This window comes from Halovulum sp. GXIMD14793 (assembly GCF_054457435.1).
Genome location: NZ_JBTLNE010000016.1, coordinates 20,294 through 38,493 on the forward strand (window position 1 = coordinate 20,294; position 18,200 = coordinate 38,493).

Annotated in this window: 19 protein-coding genes and 2 pseudogenes; 2 read left to right on the top strand and 19 right to left on the bottom strand. The window is 58.8% G+C overall.

Annotated features, from left to right (window positions below):
- Positions 1 to 3: 3 nt before the first annotated feature.
- The 10 genes and pseudogenes from ACW9UQ_RS06145 to ACW9UQ_RS06190 form a co-directional block, all read right to left on the bottom strand.
- The gene (locus ACW9UQ_RS06145; protein ID WP_458930163.1) at positions 4 to 321 is read right to left on the bottom strand and encodes a ShlB/FhaC/HecB family hemolysin secretion/activation protein; all 318 of its coding nucleotides are present in this window, start codon (positions 319 to 321) and stop codon (positions 4 to 6) included.
- Positions 318 to 1,582, bottom strand: a pseudogene (locus tag ACW9UQ_RS06150) (ShlB/FhaC/HecB family hemolysin secretion/activation protein). Before ACW9UQ_RS06150 ends, ACW9UQ_RS06145 begins: the two are co-directional and overlap by 4 nt.
- Positions 1,583 to 1,593: 11 nt before the next feature.
- Positions 1,594 to 1,911: a hypothetical protein gene (locus ACW9UQ_RS06155; RefSeq protein ID WP_458930124.1), complete on the bottom strand. Its 318-nt coding sequence runs from the start codon at positions 1,909 to 1,911 to the stop codon at positions 1,594 to 1,596.
- 41 nt (positions 1,912 to 1,952) lie between these two features.
- Positions 1,953 to 2,396, bottom strand: coding sequence for a tetratricopeptide repeat protein (locus tag ACW9UQ_RS06160; RefSeq protein ID WP_458930125.1), 444 nt, complete (start codon positions 2,394 to 2,396; stop codon positions 1,953 to 1,955).
- 81 nt (positions 2,397 to 2,477) lie between these two features.
- A pseudogene (locus ACW9UQ_RS06165) lies at positions 2,478 to 2,579 on the bottom strand (IS5-like element ISCARN85 family transposase); the annotation flags it as partial.
- Positions 2,536 to 2,787: a hypothetical protein gene (locus ACW9UQ_RS06170; protein ID WP_458930165.1), complete on the bottom strand. Its 252-nt coding sequence runs from the start codon at positions 2,785 to 2,787 to the stop codon at positions 2,536 to 2,538. The gene ACW9UQ_RS06170 and the pseudogene ACW9UQ_RS06165, both read right to left, overlap by 44 nt.
- A 184-nt stretch (positions 2,788 to 2,971) precedes the next feature.
- Positions 2,972 to 4,612 carry an ABC transporter ATP-binding protein gene (locus tag ACW9UQ_RS06175; RefSeq protein WP_458930126.1) on the bottom strand — a complete coding sequence of 547 codons (1,641 nt, stop codon included), beginning with the start codon at positions 4,610 to 4,612 and terminating at the stop codon, positions 2,972 to 2,974.
- 4 nt (positions 4,613 to 4,616) lie between these two features.
- The gene (locus ACW9UQ_RS06180; protein ID WP_458930127.1) at positions 4,617 to 5,678 is read right to left on the bottom strand and encodes an ABC transporter permease; all 1,062 of its coding nucleotides are present in this window, start codon (positions 5,676 to 5,678) and stop codon (positions 4,617 to 4,619) included.
- Positions 5,679 to 5,685: 7 nt separating this feature from the next.
- Positions 5,686 to 6,642: an ABC transporter permease gene (locus ACW9UQ_RS06185; RefSeq protein ID WP_458930128.1), complete on the bottom strand. Its 957-nt coding sequence runs from the start codon at positions 6,640 to 6,642 to the stop codon at positions 5,686 to 5,688.
- A gap of 89 nt (positions 6,643 to 6,731) precedes the next feature.
- Positions 6,732 to 8,339, bottom strand: coding sequence for an ABC transporter substrate-binding protein (locus ACW9UQ_RS06190; RefSeq protein ID WP_458930129.1), 1,608 nt, complete (start codon positions 8,337 to 8,339; stop codon positions 6,732 to 6,734).
- Positions 8,340 to 8,608: 269 nt separating this feature from the next.
- Here ACW9UQ_RS06190 and ACW9UQ_RS06195 point away from each other — a divergent pair, with 269 nt between their 5' ends.
- Both ACW9UQ_RS06195 and ACW9UQ_RS06200 read left to right on the top strand, forming a co-directional pair.
- Positions 8,609 to 9,199: a TIGR04282 family arsenosugar biosynthesis glycosyltransferase gene (locus ACW9UQ_RS06195; RefSeq protein ID WP_458930130.1), complete on the top strand. Its 591-nt coding sequence runs from the start codon at positions 8,609 to 8,611 to the stop codon at positions 9,197 to 9,199.
- Complete coding sequence (locus ACW9UQ_RS06200; RefSeq protein ID WP_458930131.1) at positions 9,196 to 9,915, top strand: endonuclease/exonuclease/phosphatase family protein; 720 nt, start codon at positions 9,196 to 9,198, stop codon at positions 9,913 to 9,915. The genes ACW9UQ_RS06195 and ACW9UQ_RS06200 overlap by 4 nt, the downstream gene beginning before the upstream one ends.
- Positions 9,916 to 9,960: 45 nt before the next feature.
- Here ACW9UQ_RS06200 and ACW9UQ_RS06205 read toward each other — a convergent pair whose 3' ends face one another.
- The 9 genes from ACW9UQ_RS06205 to ACW9UQ_RS06245 form a co-directional block, all read right to left on the bottom strand.
- Positions 9,961 to 10,710, bottom strand: coding sequence for a response regulator (locus ACW9UQ_RS06205; RefSeq protein ID WP_458930132.1), 750 nt, complete (start codon positions 10,708 to 10,710; stop codon positions 9,961 to 9,963).
- A gap of 157 nt (positions 10,711 to 10,867) precedes the next feature.
- Positions 10,868 to 11,647: an FAD binding domain-containing protein gene (locus ACW9UQ_RS06210; RefSeq protein WP_458930133.1), complete on the bottom strand. Its 780-nt coding sequence runs from the start codon at positions 11,645 to 11,647 to the stop codon at positions 10,868 to 10,870.
- 55 nt (positions 11,648 to 11,702) lie between these two features.
- Complete coding sequence (locus ACW9UQ_RS06215; protein WP_458930134.1) at positions 11,703 to 14,072, bottom strand: xanthine dehydrogenase family protein molybdopterin-binding subunit; 2,370 nt, start codon at positions 14,070 to 14,072, stop codon at positions 11,703 to 11,705.
- An 86-nt stretch (positions 14,073 to 14,158) separates the two neighbouring features.
- Complete coding sequence (locus ACW9UQ_RS06220) at positions 14,159 to 14,620, bottom strand: (2Fe-2S)-binding protein (protein WP_458930135.1); 462 nt, start codon at positions 14,618 to 14,620, stop codon at positions 14,159 to 14,161.
- 185 nt (positions 14,621 to 14,805) lie between these two features.
- Positions 14,806 to 15,615: a calcium-binding protein gene (locus ACW9UQ_RS06225; protein ID WP_458930136.1), complete on the bottom strand. Its 810-nt coding sequence runs from the start codon at positions 15,613 to 15,615 to the stop codon at positions 14,806 to 14,808.
- Between the two features lie 186 nt (positions 15,616 to 15,801).
- Complete coding sequence (locus ACW9UQ_RS06230; RefSeq protein ID WP_458930137.1) at positions 15,802 to 16,326, bottom strand: dihydrofolate reductase family protein; 525 nt, start codon at positions 16,324 to 16,326, stop codon at positions 15,802 to 15,804.
- A 241-nt stretch (positions 16,327 to 16,567) separates the two neighbouring features.
- Positions 16,568 to 17,479 (bottom strand): CPBP family glutamic-type intramembrane protease, encoded by a 912-nt coding sequence (locus ACW9UQ_RS06235; RefSeq protein WP_458930138.1) that lies wholly within the window; start codon positions 17,477 to 17,479, stop codon positions 16,568 to 16,570.
- 28 nt (positions 17,480 to 17,507) lie between these two features.
- Positions 17,508 to 17,726, bottom strand: a complete 219-nt coding sequence (locus tag ACW9UQ_RS06240) for a helix-turn-helix transcriptional regulator (protein ID WP_458930139.1) — start codon at positions 17,724 to 17,726, stop codon at positions 17,508 to 17,510.
- Positions 17,723 to 18,169 (bottom strand): hypothetical protein, encoded by a 447-nt coding sequence (locus tag ACW9UQ_RS06245; protein ID WP_458930140.1) that lies wholly within the window; start codon positions 18,167 to 18,169, stop codon positions 17,723 to 17,725. Before ACW9UQ_RS06245 ends, ACW9UQ_RS06240 begins: the two co-directional genes overlap by 4 nt.
- Positions 18,170 to 18,200: the final 31 nt, after the last annotated feature.

Genomic DNA, 18,200 nt, shown 5'->3' on the forward strand with positions numbered 1-18,200 from the left:
TCGTCAAAATCGCGCTGAAAGAGAAGCCACAAAAATACCATCCGGCGGTGTTGCGTCATTGGGCATGCGCAACACTTCCTGATACCCGATATCCATCGAGATCGTGCCGCCCACCGTGCGGAACCCGATGGCGGACCCCACCAGCGGGCGTGCCCGGTCACTGTCATCGATACGCACCGCCCCGGCATCAAGTGCCCCGTAGGCCTGCAGACTACCAAACCAATCCGTCTTACCCGCATTCAGCGTCCAGGCTACATCATTACGCCACACCGCGCCCGTGCTGCCTGCAAAGAGCCCAGCATCGGTCGCGTCAAAATTCAGTGCTTGGCCCCGCGCACAGACGACAGGCTACCCACTGCCAGCTGATAGGCCCCGTAAAGCGTGTCCTCGCTATACTGCCCGCGCAGCACACCTGTATAGCTCAGCTGACCGCTGTCCACCTGCCAAGGCCGGTAAAACTCAATTCGAAGTCTCCCAACTCAAACTGAGGGTTCGGGCCAATCAACGGGTCTGCGGCCTGTTCTGCCTCAAAGGCGGTCAGGCCCTGTTCATAACCGACACGTGCTGTCAGGCTTCCGCCCCACAGGCTGCGCTCCTGCGCTAGATCAATCCGCGCGCTCGACAGCACGCGGCTTGACGCATTGATCTTGATCTCGGCAATCCGGTTGACATTCTCGCGGTATGCGATGGTCCCGGACAGTGTCGTCTTGCTGTTCTGGTTTCGGTGCATGACCCGGCTCATCCCAAGATCAGCCGTATGGGTCCAGCCATCCGTTCCAATCATCGTAATCGGCCCAAGCGTATCGGTTTCGTAATAGGAATACCGGTAATTTTCCGTCAGTGCCCAACGGCCATATGGAAAGCGGACCGAGCCACCGATATTTTCGGTTGCAGCCCCGCCCGTATCAGACGCAAACGGATACGTTTCTACCCCTCGCACGTAGTTGAACGCCCAGCTTTCGTTCAAACTCAGCACGTGATCCCAGGTGGCATCCAGCGTGCTCTGAAACTCGCCCCGGCCTTCGGACCCTTGGTTGTTGGCACCAATCCGCATAGTCCAGGGCTTGTCAGCAGTTGCCGCAACCTCAAGCACCGATTGACCCTCTTCCTCACCCGCGCTGATTTCCATCGTCGCGTTATAGGCAGGCATACCCCGGATAATCTCCAGTCCCTGCTCGATTTCTCGCAGGTTGGCCGACTTACCGACCAGATCAGGAAAGACCATCGCCTGCCAGACCGGACGGTCCTCGCCGTTAAATCGCACAGCGGACAATTCGCCCTCAACCACCGTGATGTCCAGCGACCGGTCCGCGATGTTCTGCTCCGGCAGATAGGCGCGCGCCGTCACATAGCCGCGATCAACATAGAGGAACGTGATCGCCTCCAGTGCGGCATTGATCCCCTCAATATCCAGACATTGCCCACGATAAGGGGCAAGCGCACCATCCACCGTCATGGCAGGCAGCAAGGTGATCCCGGTGACCGCGATGTCGTCAATCGGGATACAGGTGACCTGCGCCTGCGCAGCAGTTGTCATCAGAAAGAATGCGCCAGCTTGCAGCGCTGACCGGGCATGTAACATCAGGGTCAGGCTCAGTTCTCGTCCGTCTCAGCGAGGATACGCGCCTCGGTCCATTCACGGGCCAACCGCTGACCTTCGGCAACCTGTTCGGCTGTCAGTTGAGCCTCGATCTCACCGCGCAAGACACCGGCATCCGCCGGACCACGCACAACGGCCAGATTGGCGTAGGAATACGCTGTCACCGGATCGGGCGATGCACCTACCATCAGCAGCTTGGCATATTCATACATACTACCACCGGCATTCCCCAGATCAGCAGATTGCTTCAGATAGGTCGCCGCCTGCGCAACATTCCCTTCATCCAGCGCCGTCTGACTCAAAACGTTCATGGCCAGAATATTGCCCTGATCAGCAGCACTCTGCCAGTAGGTCAGGGCCTGACATCATCCGCGTCAACACCGCGACCCGCACGGTAGGCCAAACCACAGTTCAACTGACCATCCGCATCACCGGCATCGGCAGCCACGCAAAGCAACCGCGTCCCTTCAACATAATCGCGCAAAAGCACGCGGCCTTCGTGATACATCAACCCCAAACGTACCTGCGCCTTGGTTGAGCCACCCTCCGCCGCCGCAGAATACAGATTGGCCGCGCGCATCTCGTCCTGCTCGGTCCCCAATCCAAGTTCGAACAGACGGCCCAGATAAAACGCACCTTCCGCGTCACCTGTTTCATAAGCGGCAGCAAATTCGGTCGCAGCCCCCGACACATCCCCCGCATTCAACATCTCAACACCGGTCGTCACATCCGCAGAGGCCGAAACTGTCCACAAAGACGCGACAATACAAAGGGAATAGACAGGAAAATAGCGCATGTCAGAACCAATCGAGAGAGGGACAGGAGGGGGTGGATAGAACAACCAAAAGACGAATCGTCAACTCACAACTAGGGCCTGTTAACACTTAATCATCTCCACGATGAGGGCGACGTTCAGAAAGGCGCGGTACATGACATCAAGCTTTTCGAATCTTGAGAAGATACGTCGGAAGCCTTTCAGCAGTGTCGCCGCGTTTCTCAACGAGTGTACAGCGTAAGCTTCCGCGCCTTGGCGGGCCGGTCCAGGCAATATCTTCATCAACTCCGATAATAAGCGCTTTGTCTTCGAATTTGTGTTGCTTGCCTTCAATGTCCACAAGAACAAATCTGACAAAGACCGGATAGCCATCGTCAATTACGTCAGTTACCTCTACGTCCACCTCTAACATTGCAAATATACATCCTAAACAAAAGACTATCTGACTAAAGCGTTTCGAGTTTACCTTGAGACATCACATAAAATCGAAACGCGTACACCCTATCGGCTTATCACTGCGTTTCAGGATAAACTTTTGTCTCAGGTTTATCCCGAAACGCTTTAAGGCATACGTTGCTGCAAACAGACGCCCTGTCTCACGTATCCGCCGCCTCGCCGATATTATCCACGCCCCGTTCCTCCAGCAATGTCGTCAGCCAGTTGGGGTCCATTTCGGGGACGGAGGAGAGCAGCAGGTCCGTGTAGGGATGGTGCGGCGGGGTGAACATGGCGTCTTTGGGGCCCTGTTCGATCACCTTGCCTTGCTGCATCACCACCACCTCGTCCGCAATGGCGCGGACTGTGGCCAGGTCGTGGGTGATGAACATGTAGGCGAGGTTTAGCTCTTTCTGCAGATTATCCAGCAGCTTCAGGATGCCCTCAGCGACCAGTTGGTCCAGCGCGGATGTTACCTCGTCACAGATGATGAATTTCGGCTCGGCTGCCAGGGCGCGTGCTATGCCGATGCGCTGTTTCTGGCCACCGGATAGCTCGGGCGGGTAGCGGTTGTAGTATTTGCCGGGCTCCAGCTCGATCAAATCCAGCAACTCATCGACCCGGGTTTTCAGGTCCGCGCCGCGCAGGCCGGAATAGAACGCCGCCGGGCGACCAATGATTTCCGAGATGCGAACCTTTGGGTTCAGCGCGGTATCGGCCATCTGATAGATCATCTGTGCCTGGCGCAACTGGTCTTTGGACCGTTGGCGATAGTCAGCGGGCAACTCCTGGCCGTCAAACAGGATCTTGCCACTGGTGGGTGGCAACAGCCCGGTGATACAGCGCGCCGTGGTGGATTTGCCCGAGCCGCTTTCCCCCACAACCGCTGTGGTCATGCCGGGATAGATATCGAAGGACACGCCATGCAGCACGGGCGTGTCGCCATAGGACGCATCGACATTCCGCACAGAAACCACCGGCGTCGCCTCGTCGGGCCGGGCTTTTTGCGGGCGTTCAAAGCTGCGCACAGCCCAAAGGGATTTGGTGTAATCCTCTTGCGGGTTGGACAACATTTCCTCGGTGGGGGCGGTTTCAACCTCGTTGCCTTTCAGCAGCACTTTGATGCGGTCAGCCATCTGTGCTACGACTGCCAGATCGTGGGTGATGTAGATCGCGGCGGTGTTGAACTGATCGACGATATCGCGGATCGCGGCCAACACCTCGATCTGGGTGGTGACGTCCAGCGCGGTGGTCGGCTCGTCAAAGATGATAAGATCGGGACGGCACGCCATCGCCATGGCGGTCATCGCCCGCTGCAACTGCCCGCCAGAGACCTGATGCGGGTAGCGAAAGCCGATCTCGCGCGGGTTGGGCAGGCGCAGGCGCTCATACAGCTCCATCGCGTCTTCCTGCGCGGCCAGCCGCTTTTGCATCCGGTAATGCACCGGTGCCTCGGTATGTTGTTCGATCAGCCGGTGCGCAGGGTTGAACGAGGCCGCCGCCGATTGCGCGACATAGGCGATGCGAGAGCCGCGCAGCGCGCGCAGGTCCGAGGCCGGGGTTGTCGTCAACTCCATCCCATCGAATTCCACCGTGCCGCCGGAAATCCGGCAGCCATCGCGGGCAAACCCCATTGCGGCCAGACCAATGGTGGATTTGCCCGCACCACTTTCGCCGATCAGGCCCAGTACCTCGCCCCGGCGCAGATTCAGGTCGATGCCATGGACGATCTCGACCCAGTTTTCATCGGAATACCCTTCGATGCGCAGATCGCGGATTTTCAGCAGAAGATCTTTGCTCATCGACTTACTCCTTAAGCCCAGAGGACCGGAACAGCATCCAGTCGACGACGAAGTTGACGGCCACGGTCAACAGGGCAATGGCCGCAGCTGGGATCAGCGGTGTGATCTCTCCGAACGAGATCAGCGTTGCGTTTTCCCGCACCATCGATCCCCAGTCGGCGGTGGGTGGCTGGATGCCAAGGCCCAGAAAGGACAGGCCCGCCAGCAACAGGAAAACGAAGCAGAACTCCAGCCCGAATTCCGCAATCAGGGGCGCGGTGGAATTGGGCAGGATTTCCTTGCGGATCAGATAGCCGGTGCCTTCGCCGCGTAGCTTCGCAGCCTCGATATAGTCCATGACCACGACGTTGCCCGCTACAGCTCGGGTCAGCCGGAACACGCGCGGCGAATAGATGATGGCAACCGTGATCACCAAAACGGTGACGTTGGTGCCAAAAATCGACAGCAGCAGCAGTGCGAAGATCAGCGATGGCACGGACATGATCACATCGGCAAAACGCCCCATAAACTGATCGAACCAACCGCCTTTGGTGGCCGCAAACATGCCCGCTGCCGCGCCGACGAAAAACGCCAGGAACGTCGCCATCAGGGCCAGCCCGACAGTGTTGCGCGCACCGTAGATAATGCGGCTGAGCATATCGCGGCCGATCTGGTCAGCGCCCAGCAGCATCTTTTCATCTGCCGGGGCAAAGGCGGATGCGATCACCTCGGCCTCGCCAAACGGCGCGATGACGGGGGCAAAGATGCCGAGGATGGCGTAGGTGAAGATCACGAACATGCCAAAGGCTGCGGTCAGCGGCGCAGTTCGCAGGGTTTTGGCAAGTTCGCGAGGCGCAAGGGCAACCAGAAACTCGCGAAAGCAGTAGGACACGCCAATGGTCAGCGCCAGAATACCGGCCGCTTTGACGATAAACTCCAACGCCGGAACACCGCCGATGATCCCGACAACGAAGGAGACCAGCGTCAGTGAGAACAGCAGGATAAAGACCTTGCGCTGATTGAAATGCGCCGCCAGCGAGGAGGCCGCGATGAGAACGGCATAGTAGCCTATGACAAATACACTCATGACTGCCTCACTTCGGGTGCCGCAGGCGCGGGTTGGTCAGGATCGCCCCGACATCCGCTGCAAGGTTCAAAAGGATGAAGGTCGCGGCAAAGATCAGGCAGCAGGCCTGCACCACCGGGAAATCTCGCTTGGCCACGCTGTCCACCAGCAACTGGCCGATGCCGGGATAGACGAACACCACCTCGACCAGCACAACGCCGGTGATCAGATAGGCCAGGTTCAGCGCCACAACATTGATGATCGGGGCCCAGGCATTGGGCAGGGCGTGATGCACGATCACCTTCCACGCCGGTGCGCCTTTCAGCCGGGCCATCTCAATATAGGGGGAGGCGAGTAGGTTGATGATCGCCGCCCGTGTCATCCGCATCATATGCGCCAGCACCACCAGCACCATGGTCAGCGCGGGCAGGAAGGTGCGGTGCAGAAGCTCGGTGAAGGACATGTCCGCCTTCAGGCTGGCAATCGCCGGGAAATAGCCGGTTTTAACCGAGAGATAGAGGATCAGGATGTAGCCCAGAAAAAACTCCGGCGACGAAATCGCCGTTAGCGCCATGATATTGGCCATCCGATCAAACAGCGTGTTGCGCAGCAGGGCGACGATGATGCCCAGCAGGATCGCCACGGGGACCGCGATCACCGCAGCATAAGCCGCCAGAAACAAAGTATTTTTCAGGCGCGGGCCAATCGATTCGCTAACGCTTGCACCCGAGATCAGCGAGGTTCCGAAATCCCCGGTCACAGCCCCGCCAAGCCAGTCCAGATACCGCATAGGCGCTGGCCGGTCGAGGCCAAGCTGATCGCGCAGGGCGCGCAGGTTATCCTCAGTCGCGCCTTGACCCAGAACCGCCTCGGCAATGTCGCCGGGCAAAGCCTCAACCGCGAAGAAAATCAGAACCGATATGACCAGAAGGGTCAAAAGGCCAAGGCCAAGGCGCTTGGTAATCAGTGTCAGGACGTCCTCCATCCCTCACTACCTTTCCCCGCCTTTTTCATGGCGGTGTGGTTGTTGGGTGGGGCCGCGCGTTGGCACGGCCCCCCGAAATCGTCGGGCGATCAGCCTTCGAACCACCAGCGCGAACAGGCGCGGGCGCCATCGCATTGCCAGCTGGCGGCAAGGTTCTCGCCATGCTTTACGTTGGCACGCCGCGCATAGACGAAGTTGGTGAACATCGGGATGATGGTGCCACCGTCATCGCGGGCCAGCATGGCCATCTCGCGATATTGTTCGGCGCGTTTGGCTTCATCCAGCTCGGCCTTGGCCTCGCGCAGCAATACGTTGAAACGTTCGTTCTGCCAGTGGCTTTCGTTCCAGGCTGCGTCATCCTTGTAGGCAAGGCTGAGCATCACATCAGGGGTCGGACGCGCCCCCCACTGCACGACGCAGAATGGTTTTTTCAGCCAAACATCGGAATAATATCCGTCATTTGGCTCCCGCGTGACATTGATGTTGATGCCTGCTGCCTTGGCCTGTTCGGCGTAAAGCACGCACATATCAACCGCACCGGAATAGACCGAGTCTGCAACCGACAGGTTCACCGACAGCCCCTCAGCCCCGGCTTTCTTCAGCAGGGATTTCGCCTCATCAGGGTCATAGGCCCGCTGCGGGATGTCACCCGGGTGATAGGGCTGGTTAGGCGCGATATGGAAATCATTGCCCGGGATGGCTGTGCCAAAGGCGATCTTCTCGATGATCTCGTCCCGGTTCATTGCTAGTTTCATCGCGTTGCGCACATCCGGGTTATCGAACGGTGCCTGATCGCAGAACATCGGCATGGTGATGGCGGCTGCCGAAGGTACGTTGTCGATCTCGATATTCGGATCACGTTGCAGCAGGGCGAGGGTTTTCAGCTCCAACTGGGTGATGGCATCCACATCATCGGTGACCAGCGCGGTCTGGCGCGCGTTGGGGTCGTTCAGGACGGTCAGCTCAACCTCATCAAAATAGGCGCCCTCCAGATGCCAGGCATCATGGCGCACCAGCTTTGTGCCGACGCCGAATTCATGATCCACGATCTTGTAAGGGCCGGTGCCGTCACCCGACTGCCAGTCAATGCTGCCATCGTCATTCGCCGGGCAGATCGCCAGGTGATAGTCGGTCATCAGCCAGGGCAGATCAGCATTACCCGAGGCCAGCTTGATGGTGATCGTGTAATCGTCATCCTTGACGATATCGGTCACATCGGTCAGCAGCGCCTTGGCGGCAGAGGTCGATGTGTCACCGCGGTGGTGGTTCAGCGAAGCAATGACGTCATCCGCCGTCATTTTCTTGCCGGAATGGAAGCTGACATTCGGGTTCAGCTTGAAGGTCCATTCCGCAGCACCCGGTGCAGCAGACCATTCCGTTGCGATATCCGGACCAAGCGAGTTGTCAGGCTCGATCAGGGTCAGATAGCTGCGATAGGTATGCGCCAGCTGGATCATTGAGAAGGAAACATAGGTGCCCGGATCATGCGTGTCCGAGGTGTTGCCGTCATGCGTGCCCAGACGGAACGTGCCACCCTTGGCCGGTTGCGCCAGTGCCGATGAGGTCCAGAGTCCCCCTGCTGCAGATGCCGCCAGCCCCGCCGCCGTGGCGTGGTGCATGAAGTCGCGCCGGGACAAACGCCCCATGCGTGCTTCGGCTGCAATCTTATCAATAGAATCCGGGGTCTTCTTCTTCATCGGTCACTCCGCTTCGTATGTTGGGAAAATGCCCTGACGTGACCTTGTCGCACGTCTTATCTGGTCCCTGCATGAGGCCGGGCCGATTATGTTCTGGGCCGCATTTTTGCGTTGCGTCCTAAGCCAAACATGTTTGAGCAGCGTAATCCACCCCTTGCAGGGATTTTCTTTTTGCACTCGCAAATGTTTGTATTTGAAGGGGAAAATTATGTGATAGCAAAGCTTCACGATGGTTTGACTTGGATTGGGCGCACCCGGCGCGGAATGAAATGCCACCTGATACGCTGATTATTATGGTCAAGGAACCGCGACCGGGGCGGGTCAAAACCCGGCTGGCTGCGGATATCGGGACGGTTCCGGCGGCATGGTGGTATCGGCATCAAACAACGGCCCTGATCCGTCGGCTGGGGCGCGACCCGCGCTGGCGCACGGTGCTTGCCGTCGCACCGGATACGGAGGGGTTGGCCAGCCGGATCTGGCCCGCGGATCTGGCCCGTCTGCCGCAGGGGCGCGGCGATCTTGGGGACCGGATGCGGCGGGTGATGGCTGCCTGCCGCCCCGGGCGGGTGGTTTTGATCGGGTCCGACATTCCGTCAATCCGCCCGTGTCATATTACCCGCGCCTTTGCTGCCTTTGGCCGGGCAGAGGCCGTGCTGGGGCCTGCACCCGATGGTGGATACTGGCTGATCGGTTCCAGGCACACTCTGCCGTCCGAGGCGTTCCGCGACGTGCGCTGGTCCGGGCCGCATGCTCAGGCCGACACCTTGCGGAGCCTTGGGGGCCTGCACGTCAGGCTGACGGATGAGCTGTCCGATGTGGATCAGGCGGACGACCTTTTGCAAATGAAGGGTGGGTCATGAAGCTTTTATGTCTGAACGTCTGGGGTGGGCGCGAACATGCCCCTTTGATGGATTATCGCGACGGCGATCACAGATTGCCGCAGCGCGCGGCGCTCTATTCGGAAATCGCGGCGGCTTTGCCGGATCACGCGGGGATGTTCTGCCCGGCCGCCCGAGGTGATCTGTGGGTCGGGGAACAGGCCGTGCCGTCCTTCTGGGGGCTGGCCACCTTTGTGCGCAATACGATACCGGTGATCAGCCAGCGGCAAGGTTTTGTGCACAAAACCTATGGCGCAGATGGCTATGGAGATCATCCACGATCCCGCAATGCGCATGCGATACGGCTCTACGATCATCAGGCCAACCGGGCAGTCACCGTTTTGCAGACGCATGGGCTGCGGGACCCGGCGGGCAAGCATGACACGCCAGAACGTCAAAAGCAGGCCGATCGGCTGGCCAAAATGGCGCGCGCTGTTGCCGAGCCGGGTGACGCGCTGATCATATGTGGCGACCTGAATGTTGAGCCGCAAAGCGAAACATTGCGCATCCTAGGTGACCTTGGTTTGACAGAGCTGGTCACAACCGGCGGGTTTTCCGGTACCCGCAGCGCGCTCTACCCCAAGCCCGGTCGGTTCGCCGATTACATGCTGATCAATGATCGCGTGAAGGTCACCCGGTTCGATGTCATCTCGACCCCGGTCGTTTCGGATCATTGCCCATTGCTACTGGATTTCTGACGCCGCCCCGATGGGCGATGACATGATGCCGAAACCCGACGCGCCCTACTGTGCCGCAGCCCCCAAATCGTCCCAGTTGAAGCGCTTTTCCAGAAGCTTCATCAAGTCTGCCGCAGGGCCAACGCCCGCCATAAGATCACCCGGCGCTGCAGCGATCATCTGACTGACGCATTTCTCCATTTCGTGGTCACGCAGCATTGCCGCGATAGAATCAACAAACTGGCTGGCATAGTTCAGGCTGTCCGGGTCACGCGTGGCCAGCGCCACGCGAAGCAACTCACGCGCGTTGCGCAAGTCTTCACGGATGGCATCAGCGCTGGCGGCTGGTTTCAGGAACGGCTGTGGGATATGACCCTTGCGCCGCTCTTCGCCATCTTCAAGCACTGATAGAATACAATCCTGAAATGCTGCAATGCCACCAACCGGTTTGACCAATGTCGCATCGGCCCCCGCGTGTCTGGCTGCCGGGCCCCAATCGTCCAGATCGCCGCCGCTGAAGGCGATCACTGCCGGGCTGGGGACCGATTTTGCCATGGTCGAGATCAGGTCAAGGCCATCGCCATCAGGCAACCCCAGATCAACCATCACGACATTCGGTCGAAACACCGCCAGATGCCGCTTGGCCGAGGTCAGGCAATCCGCCCGCCGCAACCGCGCGCCTGAGGCCACCGCCATCAGCCGCAATGCCTCGGACGCGCACAGGCTGTCTTCCACCAGCATGATGGTCACGCCCAGCAAGCATTTGCGCCGTGCTGTTCTTTGAGCATTGATCGGCTTGAGTTCGAATTCATCCATCGGGTCACCTCGGTACTTCGCACCAGGCAACTAAAGTCGAACAAAGTTAAAGACCGCTGAACGGCTGGCATGGAAACCTGTCAACGCGCGGTCATTCCGCCCATAAAACAGAAAAAGCCCCGGCAAAGACCGGGGCTTTTCAGAACTTTAAGGCAGATCAGCAGGCGGCGACGGCCCGCTTCGTCATCACGCCAACCAGATGCGCGCGATATTCTGGCGTGCCGTGGATATCCCCGATCTTGCCATCAGCGGTATCGCTGACACCATCCAGCGCATCTGCACTGAAATTGCCATTCAGCGCCTCTTCGCCCGCCGTCCAGCGGTAAACTCCATCCTCTGACGCACCGGTCACGGCCACGCGGACCCCATCAGCCGTCTTGGCAACAAACACAGCTACCAGCGCAAACCGCGATGCGGGCTGCTCGAATTTCTGGTAATTCGCCGCCTGCGGGATCGGGAATTTCACAGCGGTGATAATCTCCCCTTCCTCCAGCGCCGTTGTGAACATGCCCTGGAAATAGTCGTCCGCCGCGATCTCTCGCGTGTTGGTGACGATCGTGGCACCCGAGGCAAGCGCCGCCGCCGGATAGCACGCCGACGGGTCGTTATTGGCCAGACTGCCGCCGATGGTGCCGCGATTGCGCACCGCCGGATCGCCGATATTGCCCGCCAGAGCCGCCAGTGCTGGATAGGCGCTGGCACCCGCCGCAACCTCCGCATGGGTGGTGGCGGCGCCTATGGTCAGGACACCGCCGCTTTCCGAAATGCCCTTCAGTTCGGCAATTCCGGTCAGGCTGACCAATGTGCCGGGGCTGGCGAGGCGCTGTTTCATGGTGGGGATCAGCGTCTGGCCACCGGCCAGCGGCTGCGCATCCTCGCCCAGGGCGGCGACGGCTTCTGCGACACTGCCGGGCTTTACCAGGTTAAAGTCGTACATGACTGTTTCTCCGTTCTGTTCCGTCGGCCCCGGGGGCTGCCCCGGGGCGCAATGCTTAGCCGTTCATCGCCGCCCAGACCCGGGACGGGCTGGCGGGCATGTCGATATGGGTGATGTCACTGCCGCCAGAGCGGACCGCATCCACCACCGCGTTGATCACCGCAGGGGGCGAGCCGATCGCGCCCGCTTCGCCGCAACCCTTCACACCCAGCGGGTTGTGCGTGCAGGGTGTCGCGCAGGAATGATCGACGTCGTAGGATGGCAGATCATCGGCGCGCGGCATGGTGTAATCCATATAAGACGCGCTGATCAGCTGGCCGTTTTCATCATAGACGCAGTTTTCCAACAGCGCCTGACCGATGCCCTGGGCCAGACCGCCATGCACCTGACCCTCGACAATCATCGGGTTGATGACATTGCCGAAATCATCTGCGGCCGCAAAGCTGCAGATGGTGACCTTGCCGGTGTCCTTGTCGACCTCAACCTCGCAGGCATAGGCCCCGGCGGGATAGGTGAAGTTGGACGGATCGTAAAACGCCGTTTCCTCAAGCCCCGGCTCGATATCCTCCAGCGGGTAGTTATGGGGGACATAGGCGGCAAGGGTCACATCGGCCCAGGCAACCTTTTTGTCGGTCCCGGCAACCGAGAATTCGCCGTTCGCCAGTTCCACATCACCCTCGGCCGCCTCCATCAAGTGGGCCGCGATCTTTTTGGCCTTATTGATGACCTTTTCCGTGGCACGGACCATGGCAGACCCACCCACTGCGAGGGAGCGGGAGCCATAGGTTCCCATGCCCATCGGCGTTTTGGAGGTATCGCCATGCACGATGTCAACCTGGCTTTCGTCGATCCCCAGCATCTCAGCAATCACCTGCGGGAAGGTGGTTTCATGCCCCTGCCCATGACTGTGTGAGCCTGTCAGGACGGAGATGGAGCCGGTCGCGTTGACCCGCACCGTGGCACTTTCATAAAGCCCAGCGCGCGCGCCAAGCTGGCCGACAAGGTTCGACGGTGCGATGCCGCAAGCCTCAATATAGCTGGAAATGCCAAAACCGCGCAGCTTGCCATTGGCCTCGGACTGCGCCCGGCGGGCGGCAAATCCGTCGCGGTCCACCATTTCCAAAAGCTTATCCATGGTGGCATCGTAATTGCCGGTGTCATACTCAACCGCCACCGGGGTGGCATAAGGGTACTGATCGGGTTTGACGAAGTTGCGTCGCCGCAGTTCCACCGGGTCGATGCCCATTTCGATGGCGGCCTTGTCGATGACACGCTCCAGTTGGAACGTTGCCTCGGGGCGACCCGCCCCACGATAAGCATCGACAGGCACGGTGTTGGTAAAGACGGCCTTCACGTTCACATAGATCAGCGGCGTGGTGTAATTGCCCGCCATCAGCGTGCCATGCAGCCATGTCGGAACCGAGGGCGCAAAGGTCGACAGATATGCCCCCATATTGGCCAATGTATCGGTGCGCAGGGCGAGGAACTTGCCGTTCTCATCCATCGCCAGTTCGATCTTGGTGACATGGTCACGCCCATGCGCGTCGGTGATGAACGCCTCGGACCGGCTGGAGGTCCATTTCACCGGACGCCCCACCGCCTTGGACGCGAAGGTCACAAAGGCCTCTTCGGCATAGTGGAAGATCTTAGAGCCGAAGCCGCCGCCGACATCGGGGGCAACGACGCGCAGTTTATGCTCTGGAATGCCAAGCACGAAGGCCCCCATCAGCAGCCGGATGACATGCGGGTTCTGGCTGGTGGTGTAAAGTGTGTGCTCGTCAGTCGAGGCATCGTAATCGCCCAGAGCGACACGCGGCTCCATCGGGTTGGCCACCAGACGGTTGTTGGTTAGTTCCAGCGTGGTGACATGATGGGCATTCTTGATGGCCTCATCAACGGCGTCCTTGTTTTCCTCCACAAAGCCCCAGTCGTAGCAAAGGTTGGAGGTCAGATTGTCATGCACCTTCGGCGCGCCATCTTTCAGCGCCTCGGCCATGTTGATGACGGCGGGCAGCTCTTCGATATTGATATCGACGGCCTCGGCGGCATCGCGGGCCTCTGCGGCGCTTTCCGCGACAACCGCGGCAATCGGGTCGCCAACATGGCGCACCTTGCCTGCGGCCAGAACCGGGTGGCCGGGTTCCTGCATGGCTTCGCCGAAACGGTCGGTAACCTGCCAGCCGCAGGGCAGGCCACCAATGCCTTCAAAATCGGCTGAGGTGAAGATTTTCAGAACACCCGGCATGCCTTCGGCTGCACTGGTGTCGATGTTCCGGATCGTTCCGTGCGCCACATCCGACCGGATGAAGTGCACATATGTCTGACCATGAACAGAAATGTCGTCAGTGTATTTGCCTTTGCCGGTCAGAAACCGGACGTCTTCGCGCCGTTTGCTGCTGGCACCTATGCCTTGATCCTTTGGCATGTCTTCCTCCCTGATTGGCTGCTGCTGGCTGATCGCGGGGCGGTTGGTCCGCCTGAGTAGGGTGGGTTTAAACCCACCCTACTGCGTTACGCTGAGGCAGCGGCCTGTATGGCTTTGACGATGTTGTGATATCCGGTGCAACGGCAGATATTGCCTTCCAGATAGTCGCGTATTTCCGCCTCGGACGGGTTGGGATTCTCGTCCAGAAGGGCCGCCGCCGACATCACCATGCCCGGGGTGCAAAAACCGCATTGCAGACCATGATGGTCCTGAAACGCCTGCTGGATCTTGCCCAGCGACCCGTCCGCATTGGCCATACCCTCGATGGTCGTGACCTCGGCCCCTTCGGCCTCTCCTGCGAACATGGTGCAGGCTTTCACAGCATTGCCGTCAACATGCACGACACAAGCGCCGCATTGGCTGGTGTCGCACCCGACATGGGTGCCGGTCAGGCGCAAGTTCTCGCGCAGGAAATCGACCAGAAGGGTGCGCCCCTCGACGTCTCCTGATACGGGTTTCCCGTTCACCGTCATGGTGACTTTAGTCATCTGGGTACCTCCCCTATATCGCAATTCAGCGGCCCGGTTGGGTCCGGGAGCCGACATGCAAACGCGATTCCGGATCGCGTCATCAGAGAGAGTGTGAGATGTTTCGGCCCAGCGGAAAAGAACTTTTTTCTGTTGGGCCAGTACAGACGCCACTGCACAAGGCAGATCATCCTGTGTTTTTGCTATCAGCCAAAGATGAAATCGTTCTGCGTGATATCCTCGTTCGCCAACTGTGATTCGACAAAGATCTCGAAATCGGTACCGCCATCTCCGTCGGTGTCTACAAAGATACGGAAATCACCGCCGCCTAGCTCAACAAAACGCACTTGCGCGTCACCGCCTCCGTCGAAACCATTCTCTCCGATGAACTGCATCGGGCCGAAATCGCTCAGGTCGATCCGGTCGCCCTGCCAACCGGCGAAGTCCCAGATCGCCATGGTAGCACCGTCCGCGATCTCATTGTCGTGGAAAATGAACTCATCAGCGCCGCTACCGCCATCGGCCCGGTCCCCAGTTCCCAAACGAATGCGATCGTTCCCGTCGCCGCCGAACATGGTGTCGGTGCCGTTGCCGCTATAGAACGTATCGTTGCCGTCGCCGCCATACATGCTGTCATTGCCGTTATCGCCATACATGCGGCCATCACCATCGTCGCCATTGATGATGTCTGCGCCATTCCCACCGCGCATAAAATCATCCCCGTCGCCGCCAAAAAGCTCATCACTGCCGCCATCGCCAAGAAGGAAGTCGTCGTCATCACCGCCTTCAAGCCGGTCATCCCCGCCGCCGCCAAACAGAAAGTCGCGTCCCGTCCAGCCGATAAGGCGATCAGCGCCGCTGCCACCAAATACTACATCGTTCCCCGCACCACCGGAGATGACGTCGTTGCCGTCAAGACCGTAGATGGTGTCGTTTCCATCAAGTCCCAAAATCAAGTCGCCCTCGATGGTACCGTTGATGAGTTCGTTGTTGTCCGCACCTACCAGTATTGCCATTTTAGATGCTCCGATTGGATTGAGTTGTGTCCAGTGGTCGTTCCGACCGGATACCGGGTTCAAACAGAACAAGTAGCGGCGACCATGACCTGAGAGAGGCATAGCAATGGCCTGAACATCTCTACCATGTTGCGGGACATCATAGTTACCGAGGCCACCAAACGGGTGTAGCCCCGGCAGGGACGTTCAGTGATACTCTGAATAAACCACACCGCTGTCGTAGACCTTGGCATCGGTCAGTTGCAGCAATTTGGTTTCCCGCATCCCGGCAAATAGCGGAATGCCCTGGCCCAGCAGGATCGGCGCGCGTTTCAGCCGCAGCAGGTCGATCCGGCCATGCTGCTCCAGAAACCCGGCAAACTGCCCGCCACCGCACAGGTAAATATCGCCACCTTTGGCTTGGCGCAGGCCATCAACCACGCTCAGCCAATCATCCCGGTGGACCTGTACCTCTGCCCCTTCAGGCAGGCTTAGGCTTTGCGAGAAGATATGGTGATCCATATGCGGATAGGCTTTCGCCCCGGGCGGCAAGCCAAAACGATAGCCAACCTCATAGGTCGCCCGCCCCATAAGTACGGTGTCATAGGTCTGCAGGCGGGCCTGATAGGCCGCTACATGGTCGCCCTCAAGCGGAAAGGCAGAAAAATCGCCGTCAGATGCAGCGATATAGCCGTCAAGACTGACGGCCACGTCATAGATGATATGTCGCAAGAGAATTCTCCGATCAGGTATGGGGAAAACGCCGGCCAACAGCCAGCACATCAACAGATTTTCCGGGGTCCCGGTGTCAGTTGGTCATCCCACCACACTCCTGATTGGTTCCATCAACCTATCAGTGCCGTGTCGCCGGTCAAGCATTTGCGGTCGGACGGGGTAGCATCAATTGAAATACTGAAGACACCACATCAGTTCGGCCATCATCTTCGACCAATCAAATTGCCTTAGGCCGCACCTACCTTCGGCGGAACAGGCCCATGCAGTCGAACCTGTATCTCAGATGCAAAAGACCCAGCACCAAAGGGATCGCCAGTAACAGCACCCACAGATGGGAAACGATCACAGCCACCTGCGTTTGAAAGATCGAGGCTGTGTTCATCGCCCCATCCGATGTACTCAGAACCAGAGCAGTGAACAGATTGTTAGCCAGATGCGCACCAATGGCCAGTTCCAGCCCGTCATCAAGCACGGTCAGCAGACCAAAGAACAAGCTGAGCAGCAGATAGACCGGCACCACGCTCGCAAAACCGTTCCGAAACTCCGGGTTCGAAAGATGGACGATGGCAAATAGACCGGTTGTCATCAAAAGCGGCCAGATGGGAGTTGCAAACATCCGGGCGAACGCCTGCAAAAGATAGCCGCGAAACAGAACCTCTTCTGCAGCGACCTGTAGCGGCAAAAGCAAAACCGTGATGGCCAGCAGCGGCAGGAACGCCGAGGTTTTGTACTGATAGGACAGCAGCTCCGAAGGAACCGCCAGCAACACCAGACCGCCCGCGATGACAAACCAAGCCAGCCCCGCCGTTGCGACACGTCTAAAGTCAAAGCAATGACGGCTTGTCAGAACCGACAATAGGCCGCGCGCATGTATCACGCGCAGACACGTAACAAGGGCAATCAGCGCAACTGCAAAGGGCACAAGCATGACAACCAGCGCCATATTGGAACCGACACCGATCTGCCCTAACCCCCCTGCCGCAAGCAACTGGTCGAGTTCAGCCTCGCTGAAGCCGCCTTTCCGAGCGTAAACTGTCACGAGGGCAATAAGTGGGATATGCCCCGCGACAAAGGCCAGGATGGTTATCAGAAGGGTGAGGGCGTAGCGCCACCACTGGTTCTTACCCGGCGAAGATTGCATTAGAAACATGGCCTGATCCCACAACTTGAGTTCGGTGTCACCTGTCGTCCTGAAGCGAAAACACGTCTTCAACGGAAAGCTTGAAATGACGCGCAATGCGCAATGCTAGATCTAGTGAGGGTGCATAGCGCCCGCTTTCGATAGCGATGATCGTTTGCCTTGAAACGCCAAGCGCATCGGCCAGTGACTGTTGCGTCTCGAACGGGTCCGCCTCGCGCAGGCTGCGCACCCTTGTGATGACCTTTGCGGGTTTCATCCGCGTACATCCTGAACAACGGCAGTGATCATTCGTGCCACGGCGGCGATTGCGCTGATCGTAATCAACGCAAAAACCAGAGCTTCCGGGCGCGTCAGACTGTAGGTGCCCAAACTGCCGGGGCCTGTCGATGCCTCATAGATGACCAAGGCGATAACGGCGAAAACGCCTGCCTCAAGGATGCGAGCACCGACCTGTTCGGCCCTGCCGTCCAAAAGCCGTTCTCTTTCGTCCGGAAAGGCCCTAGCGGTCGGTTTGCTGAGCCATTGTTGGACGAATATGATGATGCCAACCGTCCCAAGAAACCCGATGACAGCAAGCGCCATAAACATGGGGCTGCGATCCCCTGTGGTCAGGCCATCAGACATGGATATGAAAAAGCCTGTATAGGCCAAAACCACTGCAATAGCGGCCCAAAGCATGAGTTTTGCGTAGTGCGACATGGGTGATCCTCGTGTAAAGTATGTTTTACAT

Excerpts from the sequence above, each read along its gene's own strand:
- ACW9UQ_RS06155 (WP_458930124.1), bottom strand. The coding sequence starts at position 1,911 with ATGAACGTTTTGAGTCAGACGGCGCTGGATGAAGGGAATGTTGCGCAG.
- ACW9UQ_RS06160 (WP_458930125.1), bottom strand. The coding sequence starts at position 2,396 with ATGCGCTATTTTCCTGTCTATTCCCTTTGTATTGTCGCGTCTTTGTGG.
- ACW9UQ_RS06170 (WP_458930165.1), bottom strand. The coding sequence starts at position 2,787 with ATGTTAGAGGTGGACGTAGAGGTAACTGACGTAATTGACGATGGCTAT.
- ACW9UQ_RS06175 (WP_458930126.1), bottom strand. The coding sequence starts at position 4,612 with ATGAGCAAAGATCTTCTGCTGAAAATCCGCGATCTGCGCATCGAAGGG.
- ACW9UQ_RS06180 (WP_458930127.1), bottom strand. The coding sequence starts at position 5,678 with ATGAGTGTATTTGTCATAGGCTACTATGCCGTTCTCATCGCGGCCTCC.
- ACW9UQ_RS06185 (WP_458930128.1), bottom strand. The coding sequence starts at position 6,642 with ATGGAGGACGTCCTGACACTGATTACCAAGCGCCTTGGCCTTGGCCTT.
- ACW9UQ_RS06190 (WP_458930129.1), bottom strand. The coding sequence starts at position 8,339 with ATGAAGAAGAAGACCCCGGATTCTATTGATAAGATTGCAGCCGAAGCA.
- ACW9UQ_RS06195 (WP_458930130.1), top strand. The coding sequence starts at position 8,609 with ATGCCACCTGATACGCTGATTATTATGGTCAAGGAACCGCGACCGGGG.
- ACW9UQ_RS06200 (WP_458930131.1), top strand. The coding sequence starts at position 9,196 with ATGAAGCTTTTATGTCTGAACGTCTGGGGTGGGCGCGAACATGCCCCT.
- ACW9UQ_RS06205 (WP_458930132.1), bottom strand. The coding sequence starts at position 10,710 with ATGGATGAATTCGAACTCAAGCCGATCAATGCTCAAAGAACAGCACGG.
- ACW9UQ_RS06210 (WP_458930133.1), bottom strand. The coding sequence starts at position 11,647 with ATGTACGACTTTAACCTGGTAAAGCCCGGCAGTGTCGCAGAAGCCGTC.
- ACW9UQ_RS06215 (WP_458930134.1), bottom strand. The coding sequence starts at position 14,072 with ATGCCAAAGGATCAAGGCATAGGTGCCAGCAGCAAACGGCGCGAAGAC.
- ACW9UQ_RS06220 (WP_458930135.1), bottom strand. The coding sequence starts at position 14,620 with ATGACTAAAGTCACCATGACGGTGAACGGGAAACCCGTATCAGGAGAC.
- ACW9UQ_RS06225 (WP_458930136.1), bottom strand. The coding sequence starts at position 15,615 with ATGGCAATACTGGTAGGTGCGGACAACAACGAACTCATCAACGGTACC.
- ACW9UQ_RS06235 (WP_458930138.1), bottom strand. The coding sequence starts at position 17,479 with ATGTTTCTAATGCAATCTTCGCCGGGTAAGAACCAGTGGTGGCGCTAC.
- ACW9UQ_RS06240 (WP_458930139.1), bottom strand. The coding sequence starts at position 17,726 with ATGAAACCCGCAAAGGTCATCACAAGGGTGCGCAGCCTGCGCGAGGCG.
- ACW9UQ_RS06245 (WP_458930140.1), bottom strand. The coding sequence starts at position 18,169 with ATGTCGCACTACGCAAAACTCATGCTTTGGGCCGCTATTGCAGTGGTT.